This window comes from Sulfitobacter sp. R18_1 (assembly GCF_017743915.1).
GTDB lineage: Bacteria > Pseudomonadota > Alphaproteobacteria > Rhodobacterales > Rhodobacteraceae > Sulfitobacter > Sulfitobacter faviae.
Genome location: NZ_JAGHRG010000001.1, coordinates 614,200 through 634,177, shown reverse-complemented (window position 1 = coordinate 634,177; position 19,978 = coordinate 614,200). Strand labels below are relative to the sequence as shown.

General features: G+C 50.0%; 26 protein-coding genes. 9 read left to right on the top strand and 17 right to left on the bottom strand.

Annotated elements, in window-relative coordinates:
- Window positions 1-2: 2 nt before the first annotated feature.
- On the top strand, window positions 3-365 hold the full coding sequence (locus J7392_RS03835) for a flagellar biosynthesis repressor FlbT (RefSeq protein WP_209216272.1): 363 nt from the start codon (window positions 3-5) through the stop codon (window positions 363-365).
- A 90-nt stretch (window positions 366-455) separates the two neighbouring features.
- Window positions 456-1,271 carry a DUF1217 domain-containing protein gene (locus J7392_RS03830; RefSeq protein ID WP_209216271.1) on the top strand — a complete coding sequence of 272 codons (816 nt, stop codon included), beginning with the start codon at window positions 456-458 and terminating at the stop codon, window positions 1,269-1,271.
- Between the two features lie 31 nt (window positions 1,272-1,302).
- Here the strand turns inward: J7392_RS03830 and J7392_RS03825 are convergent, their stop codons facing one another.
- The 8 genes from J7392_RS03825 to fliF form a co-directional block, all read right to left on the bottom strand.
- Window positions 1,303-2,205, bottom strand: coding sequence for a hypothetical protein (locus tag J7392_RS03825; RefSeq protein WP_209216270.1), 903 nt, complete (start codon window positions 2,203-2,205; stop codon window positions 1,303-1,305).
- Between the two features lie 101 nt (window positions 2,206-2,306).
- Window positions 2,307-3,329 (bottom strand): flagellar motor switch protein FliG, encoded by a 1,023-nt coding sequence (locus tag J7392_RS03820; protein ID WP_209216269.1) that lies wholly within the window; start codon window positions 3,327-3,329, stop codon window positions 2,307-2,309.
- 33 nt (window positions 3,330-3,362) lie between these two features.
- Window positions 3,363-3,665: a hypothetical protein gene (locus J7392_RS03815; RefSeq protein ID WP_209216268.1), complete on the bottom strand. Its 303-nt coding sequence runs from the start codon at window positions 3,663-3,665 to the stop codon at window positions 3,363-3,365.
- 1 nt (window position 3,666) lies between these two features.
- Complete coding sequence (gene fliP, locus J7392_RS03810; RefSeq protein ID WP_209216267.1) at window positions 3,667-4,464, bottom strand: flagellar type III secretion system pore protein FliP; 798 nt, start codon at window positions 4,462-4,464, stop codon at window positions 3,667-3,669.
- Window position 4,465: 1 nt separating this feature from the next.
- On the bottom strand, window positions 4,466-4,678 hold the full coding sequence (locus J7392_RS03805) for a helix-turn-helix domain-containing protein (protein WP_209216266.1): 213 nt from the start codon (window positions 4,676-4,678) through the stop codon (window positions 4,466-4,468).
- Window positions 4,679-4,710: 32 nt separating this feature from the next.
- The gene (locus J7392_RS03800) at window positions 4,711-5,040 is read right to left on the bottom strand and encodes a FliM/FliN family flagellar motor switch protein (RefSeq protein WP_209216265.1); all 330 of its coding nucleotides are present in this window, start codon (window positions 5,038-5,040) and stop codon (window positions 4,711-4,713) included.
- Window positions 5,041-5,061: 21 nt separating this feature from the next.
- Window positions 5,062-5,697 (bottom strand): hypothetical protein, encoded by a 636-nt coding sequence (locus tag J7392_RS03795; protein WP_209216264.1) that lies wholly within the window; start codon window positions 5,695-5,697, stop codon window positions 5,062-5,064.
- 13 nt (window positions 5,698-5,710) lie between these two features.
- Window positions 5,711-7,387, bottom strand: coding sequence for a flagellar basal-body MS-ring/collar protein FliF (gene fliF, locus J7392_RS03790; RefSeq protein WP_209216263.1), 1,677 nt, complete (start codon window positions 7,385-7,387; stop codon window positions 5,711-5,713).
- 150 nt (window positions 7,388-7,537) lie between these two features.
- On the opposite strand from fliF, the gene J7392_RS03785 reads away from it, so the two are divergent.
- From J7392_RS03785 to J7392_RS03760, 6 genes are all read left to right on the top strand, one after another.
- Entirely contained in the window at window positions 7,538-8,107 is a 570-nt protein-coding gene (locus tag J7392_RS03785) for a flagellar basal body-associated FliL family protein (RefSeq protein ID WP_209216262.1), read from the top strand.
- An 18-nt stretch (window positions 8,108-8,125) separates the two neighbouring features.
- The gene (locus tag J7392_RS03780) at window positions 8,126-9,247 is read left to right on the top strand and encodes a FliM/FliN family flagellar motor switch protein (RefSeq protein ID WP_209216261.1); all 1,122 of its coding nucleotides are present in this window, start codon (window positions 8,126-8,128) and stop codon (window positions 9,245-9,247) included.
- Window positions 9,228-9,575 carry a hypothetical protein gene (locus tag J7392_RS03775; RefSeq protein WP_209216260.1) on the top strand — a complete coding sequence of 116 codons (348 nt, stop codon included), beginning with the start codon at window positions 9,228-9,230 and terminating at the stop codon, window positions 9,573-9,575. Before J7392_RS03780 ends, J7392_RS03775 begins: the two co-directional genes overlap by 20 nt.
- On the top strand, window positions 9,575-10,207 hold the full coding sequence (locus J7392_RS03770) for a hypothetical protein (RefSeq protein ID WP_209216259.1): 633 nt from the start codon (window positions 9,575-9,577) through the stop codon (window positions 10,205-10,207). Before J7392_RS03775 ends, J7392_RS03770 begins: the two co-directional genes overlap by 1 nt.
- Window positions 10,208-10,318: 111 nt before the next feature.
- Window positions 10,319-10,981 (top strand): hypothetical protein, encoded by a 663-nt coding sequence (locus tag J7392_RS03765; protein ID WP_209216258.1) that lies wholly within the window; start codon window positions 10,319-10,321, stop codon window positions 10,979-10,981.
- A 57-nt stretch (window positions 10,982-11,038) separates the two neighbouring features.
- Window positions 11,039-11,536 (top strand): hypothetical protein, encoded by a 498-nt coding sequence (locus J7392_RS03760; protein WP_209216257.1) that lies wholly within the window; start codon window positions 11,039-11,041, stop codon window positions 11,534-11,536.
- On the opposite strand, the gene flhB is transcribed toward J7392_RS03760, so the two are convergent.
- The 8 genes from flhB to flgB all read right to left on the bottom strand — a co-directional run bounded on the left by flhB (window position 11,533) and on the right by flgB (window position 17,922).
- A complete protein-coding gene (gene flhB / locus J7392_RS03755) occupies window positions 11,533-12,654 on the bottom strand; it encodes a flagellar biosynthesis protein FlhB (RefSeq protein ID WP_209216256.1) in 1,122 nt (373 codons plus the stop codon). The genes J7392_RS03760 and flhB overlap by 4 nt on opposite strands.
- An 8-nt stretch (window positions 12,655-12,662) precedes the next feature.
- Entirely contained in the window at window positions 12,663-13,418 is a 756-nt protein-coding gene (locus J7392_RS03750; RefSeq protein WP_209216255.1) for a flagellar biosynthetic protein FliR, read from the bottom strand.
- Window positions 13,418-15,508, bottom strand: coding sequence for a flagellar biosynthesis protein FlhA (gene flhA, locus J7392_RS03745; RefSeq protein ID WP_209216254.1), 2,091 nt, complete (start codon window positions 15,506-15,508; stop codon window positions 13,418-13,420). Before flhA ends, J7392_RS03750 begins: the two co-directional genes overlap by 1 nt.
- Window positions 15,509-15,530: 22 nt before the next feature.
- On the bottom strand, window positions 15,531-16,385 hold the full coding sequence (locus J7392_RS03740; protein WP_209216253.1) for a transglycosylase SLT domain-containing protein: 855 nt from the start codon (window positions 16,383-16,385) through the stop codon (window positions 15,531-15,533).
- 1 nt (window position 16,386) lies between these two features.
- A complete protein-coding gene (gene fliQ / locus J7392_RS03735) occupies window positions 16,387-16,656 on the bottom strand; it encodes a flagellar biosynthesis protein FliQ (RefSeq protein WP_209216252.1) in 270 nt (89 codons plus the stop codon).
- 108 nt (window positions 16,657-16,764) lie between these two features.
- Window positions 16,765-17,091 carry a flagellar hook-basal body complex protein FliE gene (locus J7392_RS03730; protein ID WP_209216251.1) on the bottom strand — a complete coding sequence of 109 codons (327 nt, stop codon included), beginning with the start codon at window positions 17,089-17,091 and terminating at the stop codon, window positions 16,765-16,767.
- A 10-nt stretch (window positions 17,092-17,101) separates the two neighbouring features.
- The gene (gene flgC / locus J7392_RS03725; protein ID WP_209216250.1) at window positions 17,102-17,512 is read right to left on the bottom strand and encodes a flagellar basal body rod protein FlgC; all 411 of its coding nucleotides are present in this window, start codon (window positions 17,510-17,512) and stop codon (window positions 17,102-17,104) included.
- An 11-nt stretch (window positions 17,513-17,523) separates the two neighbouring features.
- Window positions 17,524-17,922 (bottom strand): flagellar basal body rod protein FlgB, encoded by a 399-nt coding sequence (gene flgB / locus J7392_RS03720; RefSeq protein ID WP_209216249.1) that lies wholly within the window; start codon window positions 17,920-17,922, stop codon window positions 17,524-17,526.
- A gap of 69 nt (window positions 17,923-17,991) precedes the next feature.
- Between flgB and fliI the strand changes: the two genes are divergently transcribed.
- Window positions 17,992-19,362, top strand: a complete 1,371-nt coding sequence (gene fliI / locus J7392_RS03715) for a flagellar protein export ATPase FliI (protein WP_209216248.1) — start codon at window positions 17,992-17,994, stop codon at window positions 19,360-19,362.
- A gap of 3 nt (window positions 19,363-19,365) precedes the next feature.
- Here fliI and ruvA read toward each other — a convergent pair whose 3' ends face one another.
- A complete protein-coding gene (ruvA, locus tag J7392_RS03710) occupies window positions 19,366-19,953 on the bottom strand; it encodes a Holliday junction branch migration protein RuvA (RefSeq protein WP_209216247.1) in 588 nt (195 codons plus the stop codon).
- Window positions 19,954-19,978: the final 25 nt, after the last annotated feature.

Sequence of the window (19,978 nt, the reverse complement as noted above, 5' to 3'; positions counted from 1 at the left end):
AAATGAAGCCTGATGAAGAAATCATCGTGAATGGATGTGTCATAAAGAACGGCGGTAAGAGCGCCATTCTTTCCATAGAGAATTATGCAGACATCCTCCGTGGCAAAGATATTCTTCAGCAGGATGAAGCCAACACACCTGTAAAGGAAGTGTACTATCTCATTCAGTCCTCGATCATTTATGCGGATGCACGCGAAAAGATCGTCCCCCACATTCAAGAAAGACTGGCCGGGTTAGTCCAGACAGTACGGGGATCCCATCAAGGAATGATCTTCGAGGCGGCAAACAATATAAGCGCGATGAAATACTACAAAGCTTTGACCTGCATCCGCACAATAATGCGTGACGAAGATCGACAAGGTTAATTAGTTAGTCAATTCTGGTAAGTTGCCGGAATTGACTTTTCTCTTATTTTTGCAATCTGTTAGTTTACACAGGAAACAGAGGTAACCTCCATGCTGACTTTCGAAGGTATGTCCACGCCACTAACGCTAAAGCTGATCGAGCGCACAAAGGACAAGCAAATGGACGTGCTTGCCAATGATCCTATCCACAAACGCGCAATTGAGAACTTCCGCGAGAAGATTGGGGATGTCGAGTCTATTGACGACCTAATCAATGACTACGACTCTTTCTCATTCATGATGAAGGCCTTCGATCTGGAAGAAAAGATTTACGCTAAAGGCATGATGAAGAAGGTCTTTGAGAGTGACCGGGAGGATAAGACGTCTCTTCTCAACCGACTTAACGACTCTAATATGAAAGCAATGCATGAGGCCATCGACTTCCAGGCGGGAGGCGTCACCAACTACAACACGTTCTCGAGCCAATGGCAGGAGGAGATGGTCGACAAGTATCTGGAGACACAATACCGGAACGCTCACACCGAAACGAGCCCAAACGCTGGCACCATTCTTGAGATGCGGGAGAAGGCAGGAGAGGTGAAGACCTGGTACGGTATCCTTGGCGATGCAGAGCTTAGTGACTTCATGAGAACCGCTCTTGGTATCCCAAAAGAGGCCATCTACCTAGATGTCGATAAACAGAAAGAACTCTTCGAGAAAAAATATGACTTCGAGAAGCTGAAGGATCCAGTAGAGCTTGAAAAGCTTGAACGCAAATACGCCGTTTTGAAGGACCTTGAAAGCCCCCCAGCCGGTGCAACCTCACCTATCCTACAGCTCGTTGATCCATACAACAGTGGCTTCAGCGCCCTGACTTACGATTTTGACGCTCTTGCCTCGTTCTCTGCAAGAGCAGCTTACAGATAATCAAGCTACCCTGGTCAGTAGATATACGCGATCAGGGTAGCTTTTTATCTTCGAAGTGGTGCTCTAGGAATTCAGCGCCAGCAACATAATGAAATTCTGTGTTAAACTCGAAGGTTTTACCGAGCAGCTTCACGATATCGCTGATATCCTGCCTCAGCTCTTCAGAAACAACCTTTTCAGTGACGATCTGAATAGACAGGGACTTCCCGTCTAGGACGGCATCCACTTGAGCAGTGCCGCAGAATGAGAACCAAACCTCTAGGAAGGTGCGGCTAACTTTACGATCATCGTCACCTGACACACTCTCTTCGCCCTGGAACCACTTTGCCATATGAGCTTGCCCCTCAGAGAAGAAGGGCAGGCTCCAGTTCATGAACCCAACGCTATCATCAATCTTCTTGACGGGGGCCAGAGCCTCTTCAGCCAGTTTATGTAGCCTCGAGGAGGACGCATATCTCCGATCCTGCTCTGTCGCCAACTTAGATAGAACGCCACCTCGAACCACCATCGGGAACAATGCTGCAATCAGAGCAAAGCTTCCGTTTGTGGAAGTCGGAAATATAACACTAAGCGTCTGGTTGGCGTGACTGCTTCCCGCAGATATTGCCCGCTGAATAGGGGGCATCTCTCCCAAAGTTAGAGATAAGGGTGCCGAAACACTGGATACTTGATGCGCAGGAGGCACAGGAGAGGGCTTCTGGGCGCCTTCACTGTCTTTAGGGACCTCGGACCCACCACCAGGGAATGCGGGTGTATAAACGACCCTTCCTGACGTTTGCTCATATGAGAGCATCAATCCGCTCCCCACTTTAAGGGAAGCCTGAGGAGCGGAAATCGTTATCTCCCCAATATTGGTCGCAATTCGATAGGCGCCATTTTCCAAACCAGCCAATACTTTGCCAGAAATCCAACCTGCATTCGCCAGCTCTCTCATCGAGGCTGGCGTCAGTAGCGTAGCAGTTTGAGCGGACTTCGGCAGGCTTGAACCTTGACCGAAGGCGGCCCCACTAACGGGACCGCCAACGTTATTTATACTCATTCAATCATGACATCATCGTCGTCGTTGCTCGGGAGTTGGATGCTGCCATCTTCTGCCAACGCTTTCGCAACGTCGACCAAGCTCGACTGTGCATTCTGCACGTCTTTCATCCGAACTGGACCCATAGTATTCATTTCTTCAAGAAGCATGTTCCGCGAACGCTCAGGCAGCGCAGACAGGAAATACTCCCGAACTTCTTTCTTCGCGCCCTTGAGAGCAGTTGGCATTACATTGCCCTCTGCCGCACGGATAACGCGACCGAGGCTCTGAATATCCAACCGCGCCAAGTCGTCGAAGGTGAACATCTTCTGTTTGATCTTCGCAAAAACGTCAGGCATCTCTTCGTCCAGAGCCTGCGAAACCCCTTCGAAGGTTTCCAGATCCAGCTTATTGAAGACATCAGCCATACGCTGGTGGCTATCCGGACCAGATGCTCTCGAAGCCGACATGATAAACTCAGCTTCGAGAGTATCCTCGATCTGCTCAAGGATATCTCTCGGCACAGCTTCCATAACAATCATACGTTGGATGACATCATGCATAGCTTCTTTGCCCAAGAGCGGAAGAACCTTGGCAGTTACATCTGCCTTCACCTTCGACAGGATCGCAGCAACGGTCTGAGCATTTTCAGATTTCAGATAACCCGCAATGACAGCTTCGTTGAGAGAAGAAAAACGCTCCCAAAGATCCTTACCTTTGATGGGACCACGCACATCGCGCATGATTTCCTCAACCTTTTCAGGGCTAAGGAACTTGCCAAGGAATTTCTCGGCTGCGCCAAAGTTGCCTACAACACCGCCACCCGATGTCATGCCTTCCATAAATTCGGTGATCACGTCTTCGACCACTTCAGAGGTCACCATCCCGAGGCCAGCCATAGCGCGGGTCAGGGCAAAGACTTCATCCTCCTCCATTTGCCGCATTAGATTGGAGCTGCGCTCTTCGCCAAGGCACAGGAAAAGGACGGCCGACTTTTCGGACCCCTTCAGCTTTTTGATATCGTTCTTAATCTCGTTCATAAAACACCTTGGCTATAAATATATGCTATCTATTTATTCTTTGTTATCATTATCAATTTCTTGCTCATCCATCAACTCTTTTAGAGTTAACATCTCTTTATGATGAACAAGACACTCTAAAATTAGTGACAGGATCAGTATAATCTTGGGATCGGTACCTTCGGCGCCCTTCAGGTTTTCCAAAACCATTGATACGGCGCTTACATTTGTCAGGTCGATCTCGTTTTCCGCTGCGATCTTGATGATGTCATTCGCCATCGGGTGACGTTGAAAGTCATCATTTAGAAAGCCTTTTCGGAAAACCTCACGATCTGCGTCATCCATTAGATCTGTCATGTCATCCTCCATACATTGGAGAGTAGCTTTCAACCAGGCTACCAACGAGCATGTACCAGCCATCGACCAAGACGAAGAAAATCACCTTGAAGGGCAGGGAAATCATAATCGGAGGAAGCATCATCATACCTGCACTCATAAGAACGGATGCAACCACCAGATCGATTACGATGAACGGCAGGAAAATCAGGAAGCCGATTGTGAATGCGCGGCGCAGTTCAGAGATCACAAACGCAGGGATAAGCTCACGCCAGCCTACGGTCTCCAGATTGATCGCCTCCTCTGGATCCGCTTCTGCCATGTCACGGAAAAGCTGCATGTCTTTTTCGCGGGTGTTGGCGAACATGAAAGCTTTGAAAGGCTTCGAGATATTCTCCATCGCTTGCTCTTCAGTAATGGAGTCCTGCAAAAGGGGCTCAAGGCCACCGGTCCAGGCGTCTTCAAAGACTGGCTGCATAACGAAGAACGTCATAAACATCGCGAGGCTGGTGAGAACCATGTTCGGTGGTGTCTGGTTCAAACCCATTGCAGACCGCAGCATCGAGAATACGATGATGAAGCGCGTGAAAGAGGTCATTAAAACCAACAGACCGGGGGCGATACTGAGAATGGTCATCAGCGCCAAGAGCTGAAGGATGCGCCCGCTAAGTTCGGAAGTATCCTCCGAACTATCCGCCTGCATGTACTCTGAAGTCGCTTTCAATATACTTGAAAACTCCTGTGCAGCGGACGGTGCGGCCGTAAGGAAGACCCCCATGACCGACACGGCCATGAGTGAGACGATGTTTTTCAATGACATTTCAGCTTCTGCTTTCAGTATATTTCTTGAGTTTATTACTCAGCGTTCTCGGGGTAATTCCCAGCAATTCTGCCGTGAGTGCCTTCTTGCCCATGCAGCGCTCGAGGGTCGCATTAATTAGCGACCGCTCGACTTCTTCAATGGAATTACCAACAAGGTATCGAACCAGGTTATCCGGCTCCTCCTTCGTCAGTTTTACAAGATCCTTAGACATACTCGCCCCGATTATCCTTCTACCTTTAGCGATTAAGCTTCCGGCACGTAGTCCTTGACGATTTCCGTCAGAGTGACGCCGAGACGCCCCTCACTAACCTTTACGAGGTTGCCACGAGCTACCACACGGTCATGGATCATGACCTCTACGGGCTCACCGATTTTCTTATCCAGCTCGATAACAGCACCACGACCCAACTTCAAAACCTGAGCAACCGGCATCTTGGTTTCACCCAGGACGATACGAACATCCATCGATACGCGCATCATGGCATCGATATTCTTGCCCTTTTCGCTGGTATCAACTTCAGCTTCCTGTGGAGTAGCTTCGTCTTCAAATTTTTCGTAATCCATTTCCGACATTCTATAATTCCTTTGTCTGGTTTAGGTTTTCTGAACGGCCGTGACCGTTTTCATAATTTCGTTACAAACATCTTCGAACGAGTAGGACATGAAGCCGTCATCCCAGACGACCTTTGCATCCCCATTCGAGAATTCTTTATCCACGACGATCTCTACTGTCTGGCCATGATCTACAGTCGCCGCCAACTCTTCGAGATCGTCTGCCATAGTCTCGTGGACTTCCGCTGACACAAAAATCTTCAGCTTCGGTCGCCCGATACACTTCTCCAGAACGCGCTTAATCTCTTCGCGCGCTCGCTCCCAGCTGACCTGCTCTACCAAATCAGGAAATACCTTTTGTCCAATCGACAGGGCAAAGTCCGCAACCTCAGTTTCAAGCGTTCGTTGGTGCGTTGTGGTGGCATCCAAGAATTCTTTCATCTGTGGCGCAATCATCTCCAGAGTTTTGGAGCATCCTTCTAAGATGGACGCCTTTGCTGCTTCCTCTCCAGCATTGTAGCCTTCTTGGTATGCTTCTTCCTTCGCCTTGGAGACTGCATCAGCAAGCGCACGGTTGTGATCTTCCAAGGAGAAAACCTTGTCTTCCCCTGTGGCTTTCCGCCGTGCGGCTTCCTGATCTTCAAGATCGAAATTCCGAGTGATAACGCAGTTCATCATTGACCTAGTCATTTCAAAGCTCCGGTGCCATCCATGCGCGGATCAGCTTGAGGGTTTCCTCTTGGTCTTTATCAACCATGTCACCCAGATGCGTCAGACGCTGCTTGCGAACGCCACCTTGAACGGACATCACACTGATCATCTCCTCGTCCTTCTGAGCCTTTTCCTGTACTGACTTCAGAGCATCAGGAGTTGGGCGCTCAGCAGCGTCGTCGCTACCACCTTGATCAGGCTTGGCCGCAGCTTCCGACGGAGTTTCCCCATCTTCACTGACAGCTTCCTCATCTTCGTCCTTAACAGGAGCAGGGGGAGCAATTGCTCGCAGGGTTGGCTTAAGACCAAGAGCGAGTACCGCCACGACGATCAGGAGTGCAAAGATCCACTTGATGATGGTCATAATATTTTCAGTCAGGACCTGCATGATCGACAGGCCAATCGGCTCACCGACATCCATGCTGTAATCCATAAAGCGAAGACTGCGAACTGACACACTATCGCCACGACCATCTTGGAAACCAATAGCGGTCTTTACGAGCTCTTTCAGCAGTTCAAGTTCTTCAGGATCGCGCTCTTTGTACTCAACAGTACCGTCTTCACGCTCAAAGATACCGTTCACAAGAACCGCTACCGAAATACGCTCAACATCACCTGGCTCATACACAGTTTCGCTCAGTGTGCTGCCAATCTCGTAGTTAACAATTTCATTGCTCTCTTCACGTGTATTTTTACTAGACGGGCCACCTGCACCGTCGCCAGCAAGGTTTTCAGGAAGATTATTACCTACAGAAACATCGCTCGCGTCTTGCTGCGTATCTTCTTCGCTTTTGGTCGAAGTTTCAGTCGAACGCACAACTTGTTCGTTCGGGTTAAACGATTGCTCTGTAACGACACGGCGTTCAGTGGTCACATCCACCGAAACCTGAACCCGAGCGTTACCTGATCCTACACGAGCAGTAAGAATTTTCTCTACGGCACGAGCATAGCGGTCCTCAAGAGACGAGCGAACAGACTGCAAGGTCACTTCACCGCTGACGCCATCAACGTCTTCTGCTGCAAGAACTTCACCGCTATTGGTCGTTACTGTAACCTTATTGGGTGACAGGCCGGGCACGGCAGAAGAAACCAAATGACGGATGCTCAGTGCCTGTTTCTTATCCATAGAAAACGACAAGTTGGTGCGGATGACGACAGAGGCAGTAGGATCAGCACGTTCACGAGAGAATGCCTCTCTTTCTGGTAGCACCAAGTGAACCCGGGCTGCATCGATCCCCTTGATTGTCTGAATGGAACGAGCAAGCTCACCCTCCAGAGCACGACGGGAGTTCACCTTTTGAAGGAAGGTGTTCATCCCTAAGCTGCCACCCTGATCAAATAGCTCCCAACCAGGGGCGCCATCATTAGGAAGACCATTCTCTGCCAAGATCATACGCGCTCGCGCAATATCGCCTTGAGGCACCATTACTACGGAACTGTCCGAAGAAATCTGCACCTGGAAGCCACCTTGCTCAAGTGTCCGCACCATTTCGGAAGCCGAGGTTGGAGAGAGGCCGTTGTAAAGCGTGGAATACACGGGCTTGGTAACAGCCCTCACTCCGAAGAACACGGCAAGCACCGTGATGATCAGAACCCCGCTGAGGATTATCAAGCGACCTTTACCAAGCGCTTTTAAGTTATCTAAAATTGAGTTCACAATGACCTCTGCCGAAATGTTTTAAATTAGTGTAAGCAAGAACAACTATACTACTTATCCATACGAACACTACATGACTACCTTTTCCTCAAGGTTAAACATGAAAAAATTTCCGACTTCAAGGAAAAAATTACGTATTTAGGAGGCGTGATGGCAGATAATGAAGAAAAAGTGCAAGAAGAAGCAAGCACAACCGAAGAACAGGAAGTCCCCAAGAAGGGTAAGCTTGGAGGCTTGCCTCTAAAAATCATCGCCATCGTGCTTCTTAGCTCGATTTCTTTGGTAGGTGGGCTTGTGGCTGCTGTCGGAATAGGGGGTGTCGGCGACATTTTGACCGGTTCAGCCGAAGAAACCCTACATAAAGAGGAGACGAAGGAAGAACACGCGGAAGAAGAACACCCCACGAGCTACAGCATCATGAACATGGAAGAATTTATCGTGAACATCACAGGGCGCACCCTGCAAGGGCGTGTTACCACCCGTTTCATGAAGGTCAAGCTTTCCATCGTTTATGATGAGGAGCACGGGGAAAAGATCAAAGACAGAAAGCTGTTCATTCGCGATTCATTCCAAGACTACATGCGTCAGCTGAGCGAAAAAGACCTTGAAGGAAGTTACGGATTACTCTCACTAAAATCAGAACTTTTAAAGCGTGCGAAAGCTATTGCTGGTACTAAGGGCCCGCAGGAGATCCTTATAGGTGATCTGGTTATTCAATAAAGGCGATTTCATAATAATATGACTGAAGAAAATCAGGAAAATAATGAACTCGATGATCGTAAGGACGACATCGATCAGCAAGACGAGGATGTCAGTGAGAACTCTGGCATGTCCGTCGATGACGAGATGGCAGCAGCTATGGGGCAGGAAGGTGCTGCCATGGACCAAAGCGATATTGATGATATCCTTGGAGATAAGAGGAAAGATCACTCGGACGAGCCGACATTTGCAACCGTAGAAGAGCAAATGATCTACATGTCGATGCTGAACTACGAAAAGCTTCCGATGCTCGACGTGATCTTTGAACGTCTCATCCTGTCGCTAACCAACAGCTTGAAGTCACATACTTCAGCGGTGGCAGACGTGAACATCAAGATGCTGGAATACACATCTTACCAAGAGGCAACCGGCGCTCTCCCGATCCCCGGACTTCTATCCGTTGTTCGTGCCCGCCCTTGGGATAGCCACTTGATTGTAGGCATGGACGCCCGTCTGCTTTACGCAGCCCTGGAAATCATGCTGGGTGGACGCAAAGCGCAGCCTGCTAAGACCGAAGGTCGCAATTTCACGAGCATCGAACGCAAAATTGGCGCATCTCTTACCGATGTCATTCTTAAAGACCTAAAGGACTGCTTTGCGCAACTAACCGAAGTCGACTTTGAGATTGAACGCACTGAGACTAGCGCCCAGTTCGCAACCATTAGCCAGGCAACGAGCCCCTGCATTCATGTCACTATGGAAGTCACGCTGGACAGCCGCAAAGGGAATGTCGATTTCATCATTCCATACGCCACCATCGAACCAGTAAGAAAGCTTCTGTCGAAGGTATTCTTCGGTGAGAAACTAGGCGGCGATCAGGTATGGCGAACCCACCTGACTAATGAGGTCGAGTACACCAATGCTCCCCTTCAGGCGATCCTTCATGAAATTAAGGTTCCTCTTGAAGAAGTGCTCGCATGGAAGACAGGCGACACTTTGGACCTGCGTATCGACAATGACCATGAGGCTATTGTCTCCTGTGCTGGCAAGCCACTCATGAAGGGTGTCATGGGCCAAAAGAAAAATGATAGCCTCGCTCTCAGAGTGACCGGTGATCTGTACGGCAAGCAGGAGGTGCTCGATGATCTCCGCGCTGATTGATGTAGTTCTACTGCTCGCCGTTGTTGCTTGTGTCTGGCACAATCGGGTCACGACAAAGAAGCTTAGAGCTTTGCGTGAAGCCCTGGTTGAGCTGGGTCCAGCTATCGAGAGCTTTTCCCAGGCAGTTGATCACTCCAGAATGTCCATCACCGACATGCGGATGACAGCTGAGGATGTGGCTAAGCAGATTAACGAACAAGCTCGCGACGCACGCAGCAAGCTCGACCTGCTCAGCACATCTGCCTACACCCCGAAAGTGAAGATTCCCACTTCCGGCAAGGAAAACCTTATCTCGCAATTTTTCACACACGCACGTGGTAGAAACTAATGGTATTTTTAAACACAAAACTTATTGCACTCGTCCTTATTGGCGGCCTCAGCGCTAAAGCTGCGACATCTCTCCCTGAACTATACGAGTCCTATAACAGCTTCGAAGGCGGCGAAGTTCGCCTGCTCAGCGCTCTAGCTGCCGAAGAGCCTGAAAAAGAGGAAGAGCCAGCCCCGAGCGATCCTGAATTGGTTTGCGAAGAGCCCCCTGAGGTTCTTTTGTCAGCCATCGCAGATGAGAGAGAGCTTGTTGCTCAATCCAAGAAGGATGCCGAAGAGCAGATGGCTGAAGTTGACCTTGCACGTCAGAAGCTTGCCATCGAGATGGATCAGATGAACGAGCTTAAGGGGACCATCGAAAACCTCATTGAGACCGTGAAGAAGGCCCATACGAGTGATGTAGACCGACTGATCACCATCTATAGCGGCATGAAACCTGCTGAAGCCGCTACGATTATGAACAACCTTGATCTCGAACTGACGGTCTTGGTGCTCGGCAAGATGCAGGAACGCAAAGTCGCTCCGATTATTGCGAAGATGGATGCTGTGCGAGCGCGAGCCATTTCTAAAATCATCTTTGAGCGGTCCAAGCTACCGGGTGACCAGAACCTTACAGGTCTGAAAATAAAGTAACCGATCACTACAAAATTGAAAAGGGTCCTTTGAAGTAATCTTCCTAGGGCCCTTTTTAGTTTGCGGGTTGCGCTCCCAGCCATATATTTTTGGCATGTAAGGAGCCGAATAATGATCGACGTCAAAGATATCCGTGATTGCCTCGTAGATGCAGACAAACAACACGCAATTCCCCTTTGGGATGCTATCTGTGAGCGTGCCAGAGAGGACAATGACTTCAACGATAATCTCGTCGACTGGATAAAAATCCTAGATAGCGGTCAAGGCGGGACTGTTCATCTCAGAGATACCCTTTGCATGCCTCTGAAAGATAGAGATGACCTTTTCCAGGATCCCGAGGGGTCCACTTGGAAGCGTCGTTACCCATTCGATGATGCTTGGATGGCGATAGATAGTGCAGGCTTAAGAGTGAAGCGTGTACATGCAGCAATCGATTTACCAGATGACCATCCTTCTCGTCAGATCAAAGCTCACGACGTCACCCAATATTTGATTGACAACGACTTTAGCTACGCCGTCGCCCTATGGCTGGAAATGATCGAACATGCCGATGCCGACAAGGAATATGGCACGGACTTCGACGACTGGCTCGCGAACGGTGGTACCGTCAAACTTCGCGATGACCTTTGCGATCAGTTCCGGGGCCGAGATCACCTCTTCAGAGATCATGAGGTTCACAAGAACCCGTGGCTTGATGCTTGGATGGCCATTGATAATGCACGTCACCAGCTAACCTTCGAAATCGAAGAAGCACCGTCGGCACCTCGACCCTAAGCATTGCACCTACGAAACTCCTTCTGTTAAGCTTCGATAACAGAGTATGGAGTTTTTATGGCATTCAAGGGTTGGGTCATCGACCCCACGATTATCGACTGGAAAAATGGCAATCTGAAGGAAGGCTTTAAGCCTGAAGACATCATTCAGGAAGCCGAATTCACAGATTACGACGATATCTACAAAGTCCTCTCATATGAGGGCAGGGACGTAGATTATTATGAAGTAGTTTATCTGGCGAATGCCAAAGGGGATTGCTTCTATGTAGATGGAGAAGGCCTTTTCTCGGATCAAGTATACTGGTTTAAAATCACCGGAGGTCATCAACCCTTCGGTGGTAAAGGCTTCGTCCTTGGGGAAGATGAGGAAGGCGCCAGCATCTCTCCGAAAGTCACCACGAAAGAATGGCTTCTCGAAAATATCGCAGTGGCGGCAAACAACATCGAACTGAAATTCGAGCGTGTAGACGATCAACTGATCCCAAAATCACGACAGTCGGTAGATGCTCCCTTTGTAGGAGTTTGGATGCAGGAAGAGTTCAGTAACGCTTCTTAGAGATCTTCTCTAAGCTCGGATCCTTCTGGCGGCTTACGCTTGATATTGTTCTGCAAGTCCATGACGTAGGAAACGATCTCAGCGACAGCCTGCCAGTGCTCGGCCGGAATCATGTCGTTGAGATCCACCGTCGCATATAGAGCCCGGGCCAGGGGGCGGTTCTCTACGATTGGTATCTCGTGCTCTTTGGCGATTTCACGAATGGACTTCGCTTTTGTATCGACACCTTTGGCAACACATATGGGGGCAGGGTCCACGCCTCTTTCATACTTCAAGGCAACCGCATAATGCGTTGGGTTTGTTAATATAATAGTAGATTTAGGGACACTCTCAGTCACGCGCTGACGCGATAACTCACGACGCTTTTCATCGCGCTTCGCCTTCAGCTGTGGATCACCCTCGCTGTCTTTATGCTCATCCCGCACTTCTTTAAGGCTCATGCGGTTCTTCTTGATCCAGGACATGCGCTTATACACCATGTCTGCCACCGCCACAGGCACCAAGATGCTTGCGACAATTACCAGAATCAAACCCACTTTGGAGCGAACGTAACCAGGAATATTCTCCGGCAGGAACAGAACTCCGGTAGCAATATCTCCAACGGCAGCTCTGACGATAAAGAAGCCGATGATGGCTACCACGGAGACCTTCACGATACTCTTGAGAAACTCGATGAAGTTATCGAGACCAAAAATCTTCTTCAGTCCACTCATAGGGGAAATGTTGCTACCCTTTGGCTTAATCCTCTCAGTGGTGACCACGGTCTCGCCCTGTACGAGAACACCAAATACAGCTGCAATCATCATCATGAGGAAAAGGCTCCCCATTGCACCAAAGACACCTAGAACAAGGGCGCTTGTATAGCCACCGACATCTTTCAGGCCTTGCTGGCTCTCACCTATCTGGGCTGTGGGAGCTGCCTGAATAAGGTTGAAAAGTATTCGAGCCATCTCCTGAGTGGCCCCGGGAAGCATAAATACAACGATAACCATGAGAGAGAATACGGACACCGTAGTGCCGACTTCCTTGCTCGATGGGACGTTACCTTTCTTTCGTTGGTCAGCTAACTTTTTCGGTGTTGGCTCTTCTGTCTTTTGACTCTGGTCTTCGTCTGACATCCCGCCCCCTATATTTCAAAGGTCTCAAACCAGACACGGAAGACCTGGAAGAAACCTTTTAGTATGGATGGAGCCGCGATGTAGAAGACCAGAAGCCCAGAGAAGATGAGCATCGAGGAAGCGACAAAGAACACAGGCAAGGTAGGCATCATCCGGTTGGCGAGACCCAAGGCCACGTTATTTAGAATGCCGAGAACGTAGAACGGAGCAGCCAAGGACATCCCGATATAGATACTGTAGGTCGCAACCTTGGCGGCCTGCTGAGACAGATCGCCTGGAATGATCTCTCCCAGCGGAAAAATATTATAAGATTTCATCAACGAATGGATCATGATGTGATGCGTATTTGTGATGAAAATAAGCGCCACCCCTGAGACAAGAAGGAAGTTTGCGACCATCGTGGATCCTTGGAATGAACCAGAGTTGGAAGCAAAGGCGTTCGCGAGGGCCGATACCTGACCGATTTGAAAGCCTGCGAACTGAAGACAGGTCATCAAAATCCTGGCCATAAGGCCAATCCACAGACCAATGGTAACCTCGAAAATGATCAGTTTTGCCTGAAAGACTAGATTGCCTTCCACCAGAGGGGGGACTGGCACCATAGGATATAGTGCCAGGCTCAATACAAGGGCCAACAGGATGCGTACTCGCACTGGAGCGTAGGCTTCCCCCAGACCGGGCATAAACAGCATTGCACTGCCCAATCTGGCGATAACGAGAATATACCCGAATATCTGGCCTGTGAGGAAAGCTGTCAGATCCATTAGGAACCAATCGTCGCGACTGTCTTCAGCGGAACCTTACGGTGCAGCTCGTTGTGCGAGATTACCTGCGTCATTGGGCTGACACGCTCCATCATGGAGTGAACGAACGTGCGAACCTCGGGGTTAACAAGCATAGCAGGCCATTCATCGCGCTCCGCAAAATCATGAAGCGTCGTGCGAGCTTCCAAGACGAACTCCTGTACTCTTTGCGGGGACATCACGAAGCTGCGCTCATCACCGTTGGCTTTTACGGCCGCAAGGAACTCATTCTCCCAATGGGCAGACATCACCACAACCGGCACATAGCCTGTTTCATCCATCAAGCTCTGACAGATTTGGCTCGCAAGGCGCTGACGTACATGCTCAGTGATCACGACCACATTAGATGTTTGGGCACTCGCCTCAGTTACAGCTTCCACAATCAAGGGCAGGTTCCGGATTGAAACACGCTCACTCAGTAGGTTCTGAAGTACACGCTGCATCAGGACCTCTGGAGAACCCTGACCGATATCCTTCACTAGCTTTTGGTAGCGACGATCCAAGCCTTCGATAAGCTCTTGAGTGGCGCCATATGTAAGAAGCTCAGGCATGTGCTCTTTGAGGATCTCGGTGATGTGGGTTGTGATTACGCTTTCTGGGTCCACAACTGTGAAGCCCTTACGCTCAACCTCTTCAGTCCTGGCAGGATCGATCCACAGTGCTGGCAAACCAAAGGTGGGCTCCTGCGTCCGCTCTCCCGGAACGCCGATGTTCTCGTTTGCAGGGTTGATTACGAGCATAGAGTTCGGACGCACCTCACCCTTGGCAACCTTCACGCCATGAACCACGATGGCATACTCATTCCCACCAAGGTTGGCTTCATCCTTGATGCGCACGAAGGGGAGCAGGAAACCAAACTCTTTGGCGAACAACTTACGAAGGCTGCGTACTTTACCTGGCAACGCAGCATCCATGCTAGAGATCAGCTTGACCAGACCGCTACCCAGCTCAAGGCGCAGGTCATCGATATTCAGCAGGTCTTTAGGGGTCTCTTCGCTATAGGCAGTATTGAGATCATCTTCCTCTCGATCTGCAACCTCACGCATTTCTTCTTCGCGAGTTTTCTTGGCAACCATATAGGCTGTTACGGCCAAACCAATCGCAAGACCAAGGAAGATAGGCATGGGAAACCCTGGAAGCAGACCCATGGAACCAAGGAGAGCGGCTGCCATATACATCGCTCGAGGGTGTTTGCCCAACTGCTGGATTACAGCTTCGTTGGTAGCCCCCTGAGTACCGCCCTTAGTTACGATCAAGCCAGCAGCGAGAGAAACCACGAGGGCAGGGATCTGAGATACAAGGCCATCACCGATAGTCAAAACAGTGTAGTTGTTAGCAGCCTCACCAACACTAAGCTGGTGCTGGACAACCCCAATAATAATTCCGCCTACCACGTTGATGATGGTGATGATGATACCAGCTACGGCATCGCCCCGAACAAATTTAGAAGCACCATCCATCGCACCAAAGAAAGAGCTTTCATCTTCAAGCTCTTTACGCCGAGTTTTAGCCTGCTCCTCATCAATGAGACCAGCACCCAAGTCTGCGTCGATTGCCATCTGCTTACCGGGCATCGCATCCAGACTGAAGCGTGCGGACACCTCAGCGATACGCGTCGAACCCTTGGAGATAACCATGAAGTTGATGACCACCAAAATCACGAAGATAACGATACCAATGACGTAGTTGCCGCCAACGATGAAACGCGAAAACCCTTCAATAACGCCACCTGCCGCATCAGTGCCCGTGTGACCTTGAGCCAGGATCAGGCGCGTAGAGGCAATGTTTAGCGATAGTCTCAACATCGTAACCACCAACAACAAGGTCGGGAACGAGTTGAACTCTAGCGGCTTCGGAATCCATAGTGCTACCATCAGGATCAAGATGCTAAACGACAGAGATAGAGCGAGGCCGAAATCAAGCAGGATCGGCGGCAGAGGCACAAAAAGCATCGCGAGGATCCAGATCACGCCTAGGGCGAAGCCGATATCCTTATTCTTACCACCGAAAGACTGGGCGCCAGACTTCGCTGATTTGGTTGCTGTACTCATATCAAATTATTCCATGCTCAAATTAGTTTCCGCCAAACAGCGGTGAAATTTTTCCGTTTGAAAACAGAGATGCAGACCCGCCCTGATTGCCACCGGAAGACCAGAGACCAGCTGAGGACTGCTCTTTAGGGGATACTACCTCAGAAGGGGTGGGAGATGCAACTTTGTTCATGACTATTCTTGAATTCTTTTTATGACTAGCACGATCAATCTGCGCTACGCGGCGGAACTCTCCGACTTTCTGATTGGCAAACGCAATCTTCTTACGCAAGGACTTGAGGTACCTATTGCGGTACTTGGGTGTGAACGAGTGATAGGAACCCGCAGCCAACTCCCAAGAGCCGGTCTGCTTTCGAAGGCGCAAAAGAAGGCGGGCCGCGTACTCAACGTTCAGCTCAGGCGTAAAACCCTCTGCCACGGAGTTAAACGCTGTAGGGTGCCAACGTAGATTAATCTGCATACAACCTACATCTACCGAGTTCACACCTGATTTCAGCTTGGCCTCCACCCAGCGGATAGCCTCATCACGCTTCGTGAACCAGCGCCCTTCACCAGCAGCATTGGCCGACCACGGCCAGACTGTAAGGTTGCCATCACTCGCCCGATGTCCAGTTTCCTGAAGTCCTATACCCAGAAGGATGTTATTGGGAATTCCATATTTTTCTTGAGCCTTTAGAATTTGGGACACGCAGGCTGATCGATCTGGGAAGGGCTTACTCGGTGGTGCTTCAACCGGCACTTCCTTGCGCTTCTCTGGCTCGCGTGGGACTTCTGAATGGGTATCTCCCCCATGAAACCAGGACCAGTTGCCAGCCGTAGCGGAGGTCGCCCCTGCTAGAAACAGCAGAGACGTCAAAAGAACTGCGGGGACTCTCATTCTAAAGTCCGCTAACCACAATGAGATCGAAGATCTTATCTGAGAGCTGTTGAATCGAGGAGAACATGAACGGGATACTCACCGTGAGAGCGATCAAGATACCAACAATCTTTGGCACGAACGTCAGTGTCATCTCCTGGATCTGCGTGAGAGCCTGGAAGAAAGCGATGAACAGACCAATAGCGAGAGCACAAGCCAAGATAGGGCTTGCCGCAATCAAAATTGTCCAGATTGCCTCCTTCAGAATGGAGATAACGTCTGCTTCGGTCATAAATATCCCTCAAATTACGGGGATGATACAGTTAGGCCCGAAGGATTGCAAGGATTAACAAGCATAAACCGCCGGAAGAGCAAGAACTGAGCCTCCGGCGGCAGTGGATTAGATGGGCATGCGCAGAATTTCTTGGTAAGACTGCACAACCTTGTCTCGGATACCGACAATAGTGTTCAGCGTGGTCTCTGCCGACATCGTAGCGTGAACAACCTCTTGAACGCTGACCTCGCCCTTAATGCCCTTCTGCATCATAACATCAGAATTGCGAACCACATCGACCGCTTCTTTGGTCGCATCTGTAAGCATGTCTGAAAACGAACTACCAGCCTTCTTGTTGGCCTCGATAATGCCGTTGCCGGGACCAGAAAGGGTCTTTGACTTCGCATATGCGCTCTGGGCGGCGCCATTCAGTGTAGTAGTATTGATAGCCATATTTTACCTCTTATTTGAGCAGATCTATTGTCTGCGATTTCATTCTGCGCCCGGTATCGAGCATGTTCATGTTAGCCTCATAGCTGCGCGAGGCTTCCCGCATATCGCCCATCTCAATGAGCGTATTCACATTTGGCATCTTCACGTAGCCCATCCGGTTTGCCGCAGGGTGTTGTGGATCATAGGTTTTCTTGAAGTCGGACATGTCGCGGCCGATATCATCGACCTTCACCATGGTAGCTCCACTACTTCTGTCCACCATCTCATCGAAAGAAATGGTTTTTCTACGGTATGGGTCGGCACCCGGAGTGCTGCCAGTAGAGTTTGCGTTCGCCACATTCTCTGAGATCACCTTAAGGCGCTCTCCCTGTGCCATCATACCGCTACCGGCGATCTGCATTATTGATTTCAATGGGTCCATGATAATTCCTCTTAGCGACCGCCCGATGCGGCAATCTTCAAGAGGCCGACGGATTTCTTATATAAATTTGTGACCATCTTATACTGCTCAGCAGTTTCCACAGATTTAATGGATTGCTGCTCAAGGCTCACGGTGTTGCCATTAATGCTTCGACCCCAAGCATCTGCATCTACCTTGCTAGCTACCTCGCCAGAGCCACCTTTGCCGCCAATATGCATCGCATTAGTGGTCCGGACACCAGTTCTAGTACGGTTTCCATCCACATAGTCGTCAAACGACTTCACATCGCGAGACTGATATCCAGGCGTATCTGCGTTCGCAATGTTCGTGGAAATAACTTCTTGCCTTGATGCTAGCCACTTCATTTTCTTTGAGGCCACATTCATTACTGAAAGATTGTTCAAGTCCATATTTTATCACTCTATTAATCTAGGTCATGTATAGCATGACTGATTATTATTAAATGCCGGTTTAAATTTATGCACACAGTCTTTTCTCAGATGACCTCTCAAGTACGATCCCAACCCGCTCGCAAACTAGTGGGGCGAGTTAAGGCGATTACCGGGATGTCTTTGAAATTCACCGGTCTTGAGAGCGAAATTAGCTTGGGCGACCGCTGTCTGGTTAAAGGTAAGCGCGGTGAAGTACTTGCCGAAGTCACCGGTGTAAGCGCAGACGGCACCATTCTCTTGCCATTTGGGTCTTGGGATGGGGTTTCCGTAGGAGACATGGTTCGCGTCCATACCGCTGGCGATGTTGTCTATCCTGACAACAGCTGGATTGGGCGCACCGTTAATGCACTCGGCAAGCCTCTAGATGATCAAGGGCCACTCCATGAAGGCGGTAGGGCCCGCTATTTCAAAGATGAGCCCCTCAACTCCTTCTCTCGCAAGCGAGTAGGGCATAAGCTCGAAACCCAGATCAAGACGATGGATGTTTTCACTCCAATATGCCGGGGTCAGCGTATGGGCATCTTCGCCGGTTCGGGCGTTGGTAAATCATCCATGATGTCCATGCTGGCACGAAACACCGATGCGGATGTTATCGTTATTGGTCTTGTGGGTGAACGTGGCCGAGAGGTCCAAGACTTCATCCAAGAGGATCTCGGCGAGGAAGGCATGAAGAGGTCTGTCCTGGTCGTTGCCACAGGTGATGAGCCACCCTTGATGCGGCGCCAGGCTGCTTGGACAGCAATGACAGTTGCCGAACATTTCCGGGATCAAGGACTTCAGGTAATGCTCCTGATGGACAGCGTGACCCGATTTGCCATGGCACAGCGCGAGATTGGCCTCTCAGGAGGAGAGCCGCCTACCAGCAAGGGTTATCCGCCCACCGTTTTTGCAGAGCTTCCTCGCCTACTTGAGCGCGCCGGGCCAGGCACCAAAAATATGGGAGACATCACAGGCATCTTCACGGTTCTGGTGGACGGTGATGATCACAATGAACCCATCTCCGATACGGTTCGAGGGATCACCGACGGTCACATTGTTTTGGATCGTACAATCGCGGAAAACGGTCGCTATCCTGCTATCGACATCTTGAAGTCCGTAAGTCGTATGCTTCCTGACTGCCATACAGATGCTGAATACGTGATTATGAAGGAAGCCAAGCAACTCTTCGCAAAATATGATGCCATGGCAGAACTGATCCGGATTGGGGCTTATAAGACAGGCACGGACGCGGAAACAGATAGTGCTATCGCGTTTGCCAAACAGGCTGAGAAGTTTCTTTCCCAGCGCAAGCAGGAGCACATGCCTTCTATCGAATCCTTTGGACATCTGTACAAGATGCTTGTCGACTCTGGGGTTCAGATTGCTCTCCCGGCCGAAGAGGCAGCAGGAGAGCAATAAAGGTCACCCTAGGTGAGCTAGGGCTTTCTTGATAAGCTCCTGACCGTTCATCGAAGCCACATTGTCATTGGCGGCAGCAACCTTTTCGAAGGCTTTAGCTGCCTGCGCTTCGGTGAACCCGAGACCCTTCAGACCTTGGGTTGCGATATTACGAGCACCGACTTCAATAGTCGCCAAATGAGCACCATCGAAGTTGGCTTCAACATACTTTTTGAGGTCGGTCGCTACGCGTTGCGCAAGCTTAGGGCCCACACCATCAGCACTCGAGATCGCTTTTGCATCGTCACCCATCACGGCTTGGCAAAAGCGATCATAGCCCATCGCCAGAATATTTAGGGCAACCTTGCCGCCCACACCCTGAACCTTGAGGAGTTGGTTGAATAGGTCTTGCTCATCCTCATCCACGAAGCCGTAAAGAGAGATATCGGTTTCCTTGACCTTGGTCTCGATGAAGAACTCTACAGACTGTCCTTCTTCGACAGCATCTACGACGCGAGGCCCGCACTGAATGAGATATCCCACCCCAGCGCAGGATACGATAAGCGCATCAGTACGGCGCACCCTCACCACCCCTTCAAGAAAACCAATCATTATAAATCTCCAATATTTGTCAACA

Bases quoted from the DNA above. Each gene is read 5' to 3' on its own strand.
- J7392_RS03835 (WP_209216272.1), top strand. From the start codon at position 3: ATGAAGCCTGATGAAGAAATCATCGTGAATGGATGTGTCATAAAGAAC.
- J7392_RS03830 (WP_209216271.1), top strand. From the start codon at position 456: ATGCTGACTTTCGAAGGTATGTCCACGCCACTAACGCTAAAGCTGATC.
- J7392_RS03825 (WP_209216270.1), bottom strand. From the start codon at position 2,205: ATGAGAGAGCTGGCGAATGCAGGTTGGATTTCTGGCAAAGTATTGGCT.
- J7392_RS03820 (WP_209216269.1), bottom strand. From the start codon at position 3,329: ATGAACGAGATTAAGAACGATATCAAAAAGCTGAAGGGGTCCGAAAAG.
- J7392_RS03815 (WP_209216268.1), bottom strand. From the start codon at position 3,665: ATGACAGATCTAATGGATGACGCAGATCGTGAGGTTTTCCGAAAAGGC.
- fliP (WP_209216267.1), bottom strand. From the start codon at position 4,464: ATGTCATTGAAAAACATCGTCTCACTCATGGCCGTGTCGGTCATGGGG.
- J7392_RS03805 (WP_209216266.1), bottom strand. From the start codon at position 4,678: ATGTCTAAGGATCTTGTAAAACTGACGAAGGAGGAGCCGGATAACCTG.
- J7392_RS03800 (WP_209216265.1), bottom strand. From the start codon at position 5,040: ATGTCGGAAATGGATTACGAAAAATTTGAAGACGAAGCTACTCCACAG.
- J7392_RS03795 (WP_209216264.1), bottom strand. From the start codon at position 5,697: ATGATGAACTGCGTTATCACTCGGAATTTCGATCTTGAAGATCAGGAA.
- J7392_RS03785 (WP_209216262.1), top strand. From the start codon at position 7,538: ATGGCAGATAATGAAGAAAAAGTGCAAGAAGAAGCAAGCACAACCGAA.
- J7392_RS03780 (WP_209216261.1), top strand. From the start codon at position 8,126: ATGACTGAAGAAAATCAGGAAAATAATGAACTCGATGATCGTAAGGAC.
- J7392_RS03775 (WP_209216260.1), top strand. From the start codon at position 9,228: ATGATCTCCGCGCTGATTGATGTAGTTCTACTGCTCGCCGTTGTTGCT.
- J7392_RS03770 (WP_209216259.1), top strand. From the start codon at position 9,575: ATGGTATTTTTAAACACAAAACTTATTGCACTCGTCCTTATTGGCGGC.
- J7392_RS03765 (WP_209216258.1), top strand. From the start codon at position 10,319: ATGATCGACGTCAAAGATATCCGTGATTGCCTCGTAGATGCAGACAAA.
- J7392_RS03760 (WP_209216257.1), top strand. From the start codon at position 11,039: ATGGCATTCAAGGGTTGGGTCATCGACCCCACGATTATCGACTGGAAA.
- flhB (WP_209216256.1), bottom strand. From the start codon at position 12,654: ATGTCAGACGAAGACCAGAGTCAAAAGACAGAAGAGCCAACACCGAAA.
- J7392_RS03750 (WP_209216255.1), bottom strand. From the start codon at position 13,418: ATGGATCTGACAGCTTTCCTCACAGGCCAGATATTCGGGTATATTCTC.
- flhA (WP_209216254.1), bottom strand. From the start codon at position 15,508: ATGAGTACAGCAACCAAATCAGCGAAGTCTGGCGCCCAGTCTTTCGGT.
- J7392_RS03740 (WP_209216253.1), bottom strand. From the start codon at position 16,385: ATGAGAGTCCCCGCAGTTCTTTTGACGTCTCTGCTGTTTCTAGCAGGG.
- fliQ (WP_209216252.1), bottom strand. From the start codon at position 16,656: ATGACCGAAGCAGACGTTATCTCCATTCTGAAGGAGGCAATCTGGACA.
- J7392_RS03730 (WP_209216251.1), bottom strand. From the start codon at position 17,091: ATGGCTATCAATACTACTACACTGAATGGCGCCGCCCAGAGCGCATAT.
- flgC (WP_209216250.1), bottom strand. From the start codon at position 17,512: ATGGACCCATTGAAATCAATAATGCAGATCGCCGGTAGCGGTATGATG.
- flgB (WP_209216249.1), bottom strand. From the start codon at position 17,922: ATGGACTTGAACAATCTTTCAGTAATGAATGTGGCCTCAAAGAAAATG.
- fliI (WP_209216248.1), top strand. From the start codon at position 17,992: ATGCACACAGTCTTTTCTCAGATGACCTCTCAAGTACGATCCCAACCC.
- ruvA (WP_209216247.1), bottom strand. From the start codon at position 19,953: ATGATTGGTTTTCTTGAAGGGGTGGTGAGGGTGCGCCGTACTGATGCG.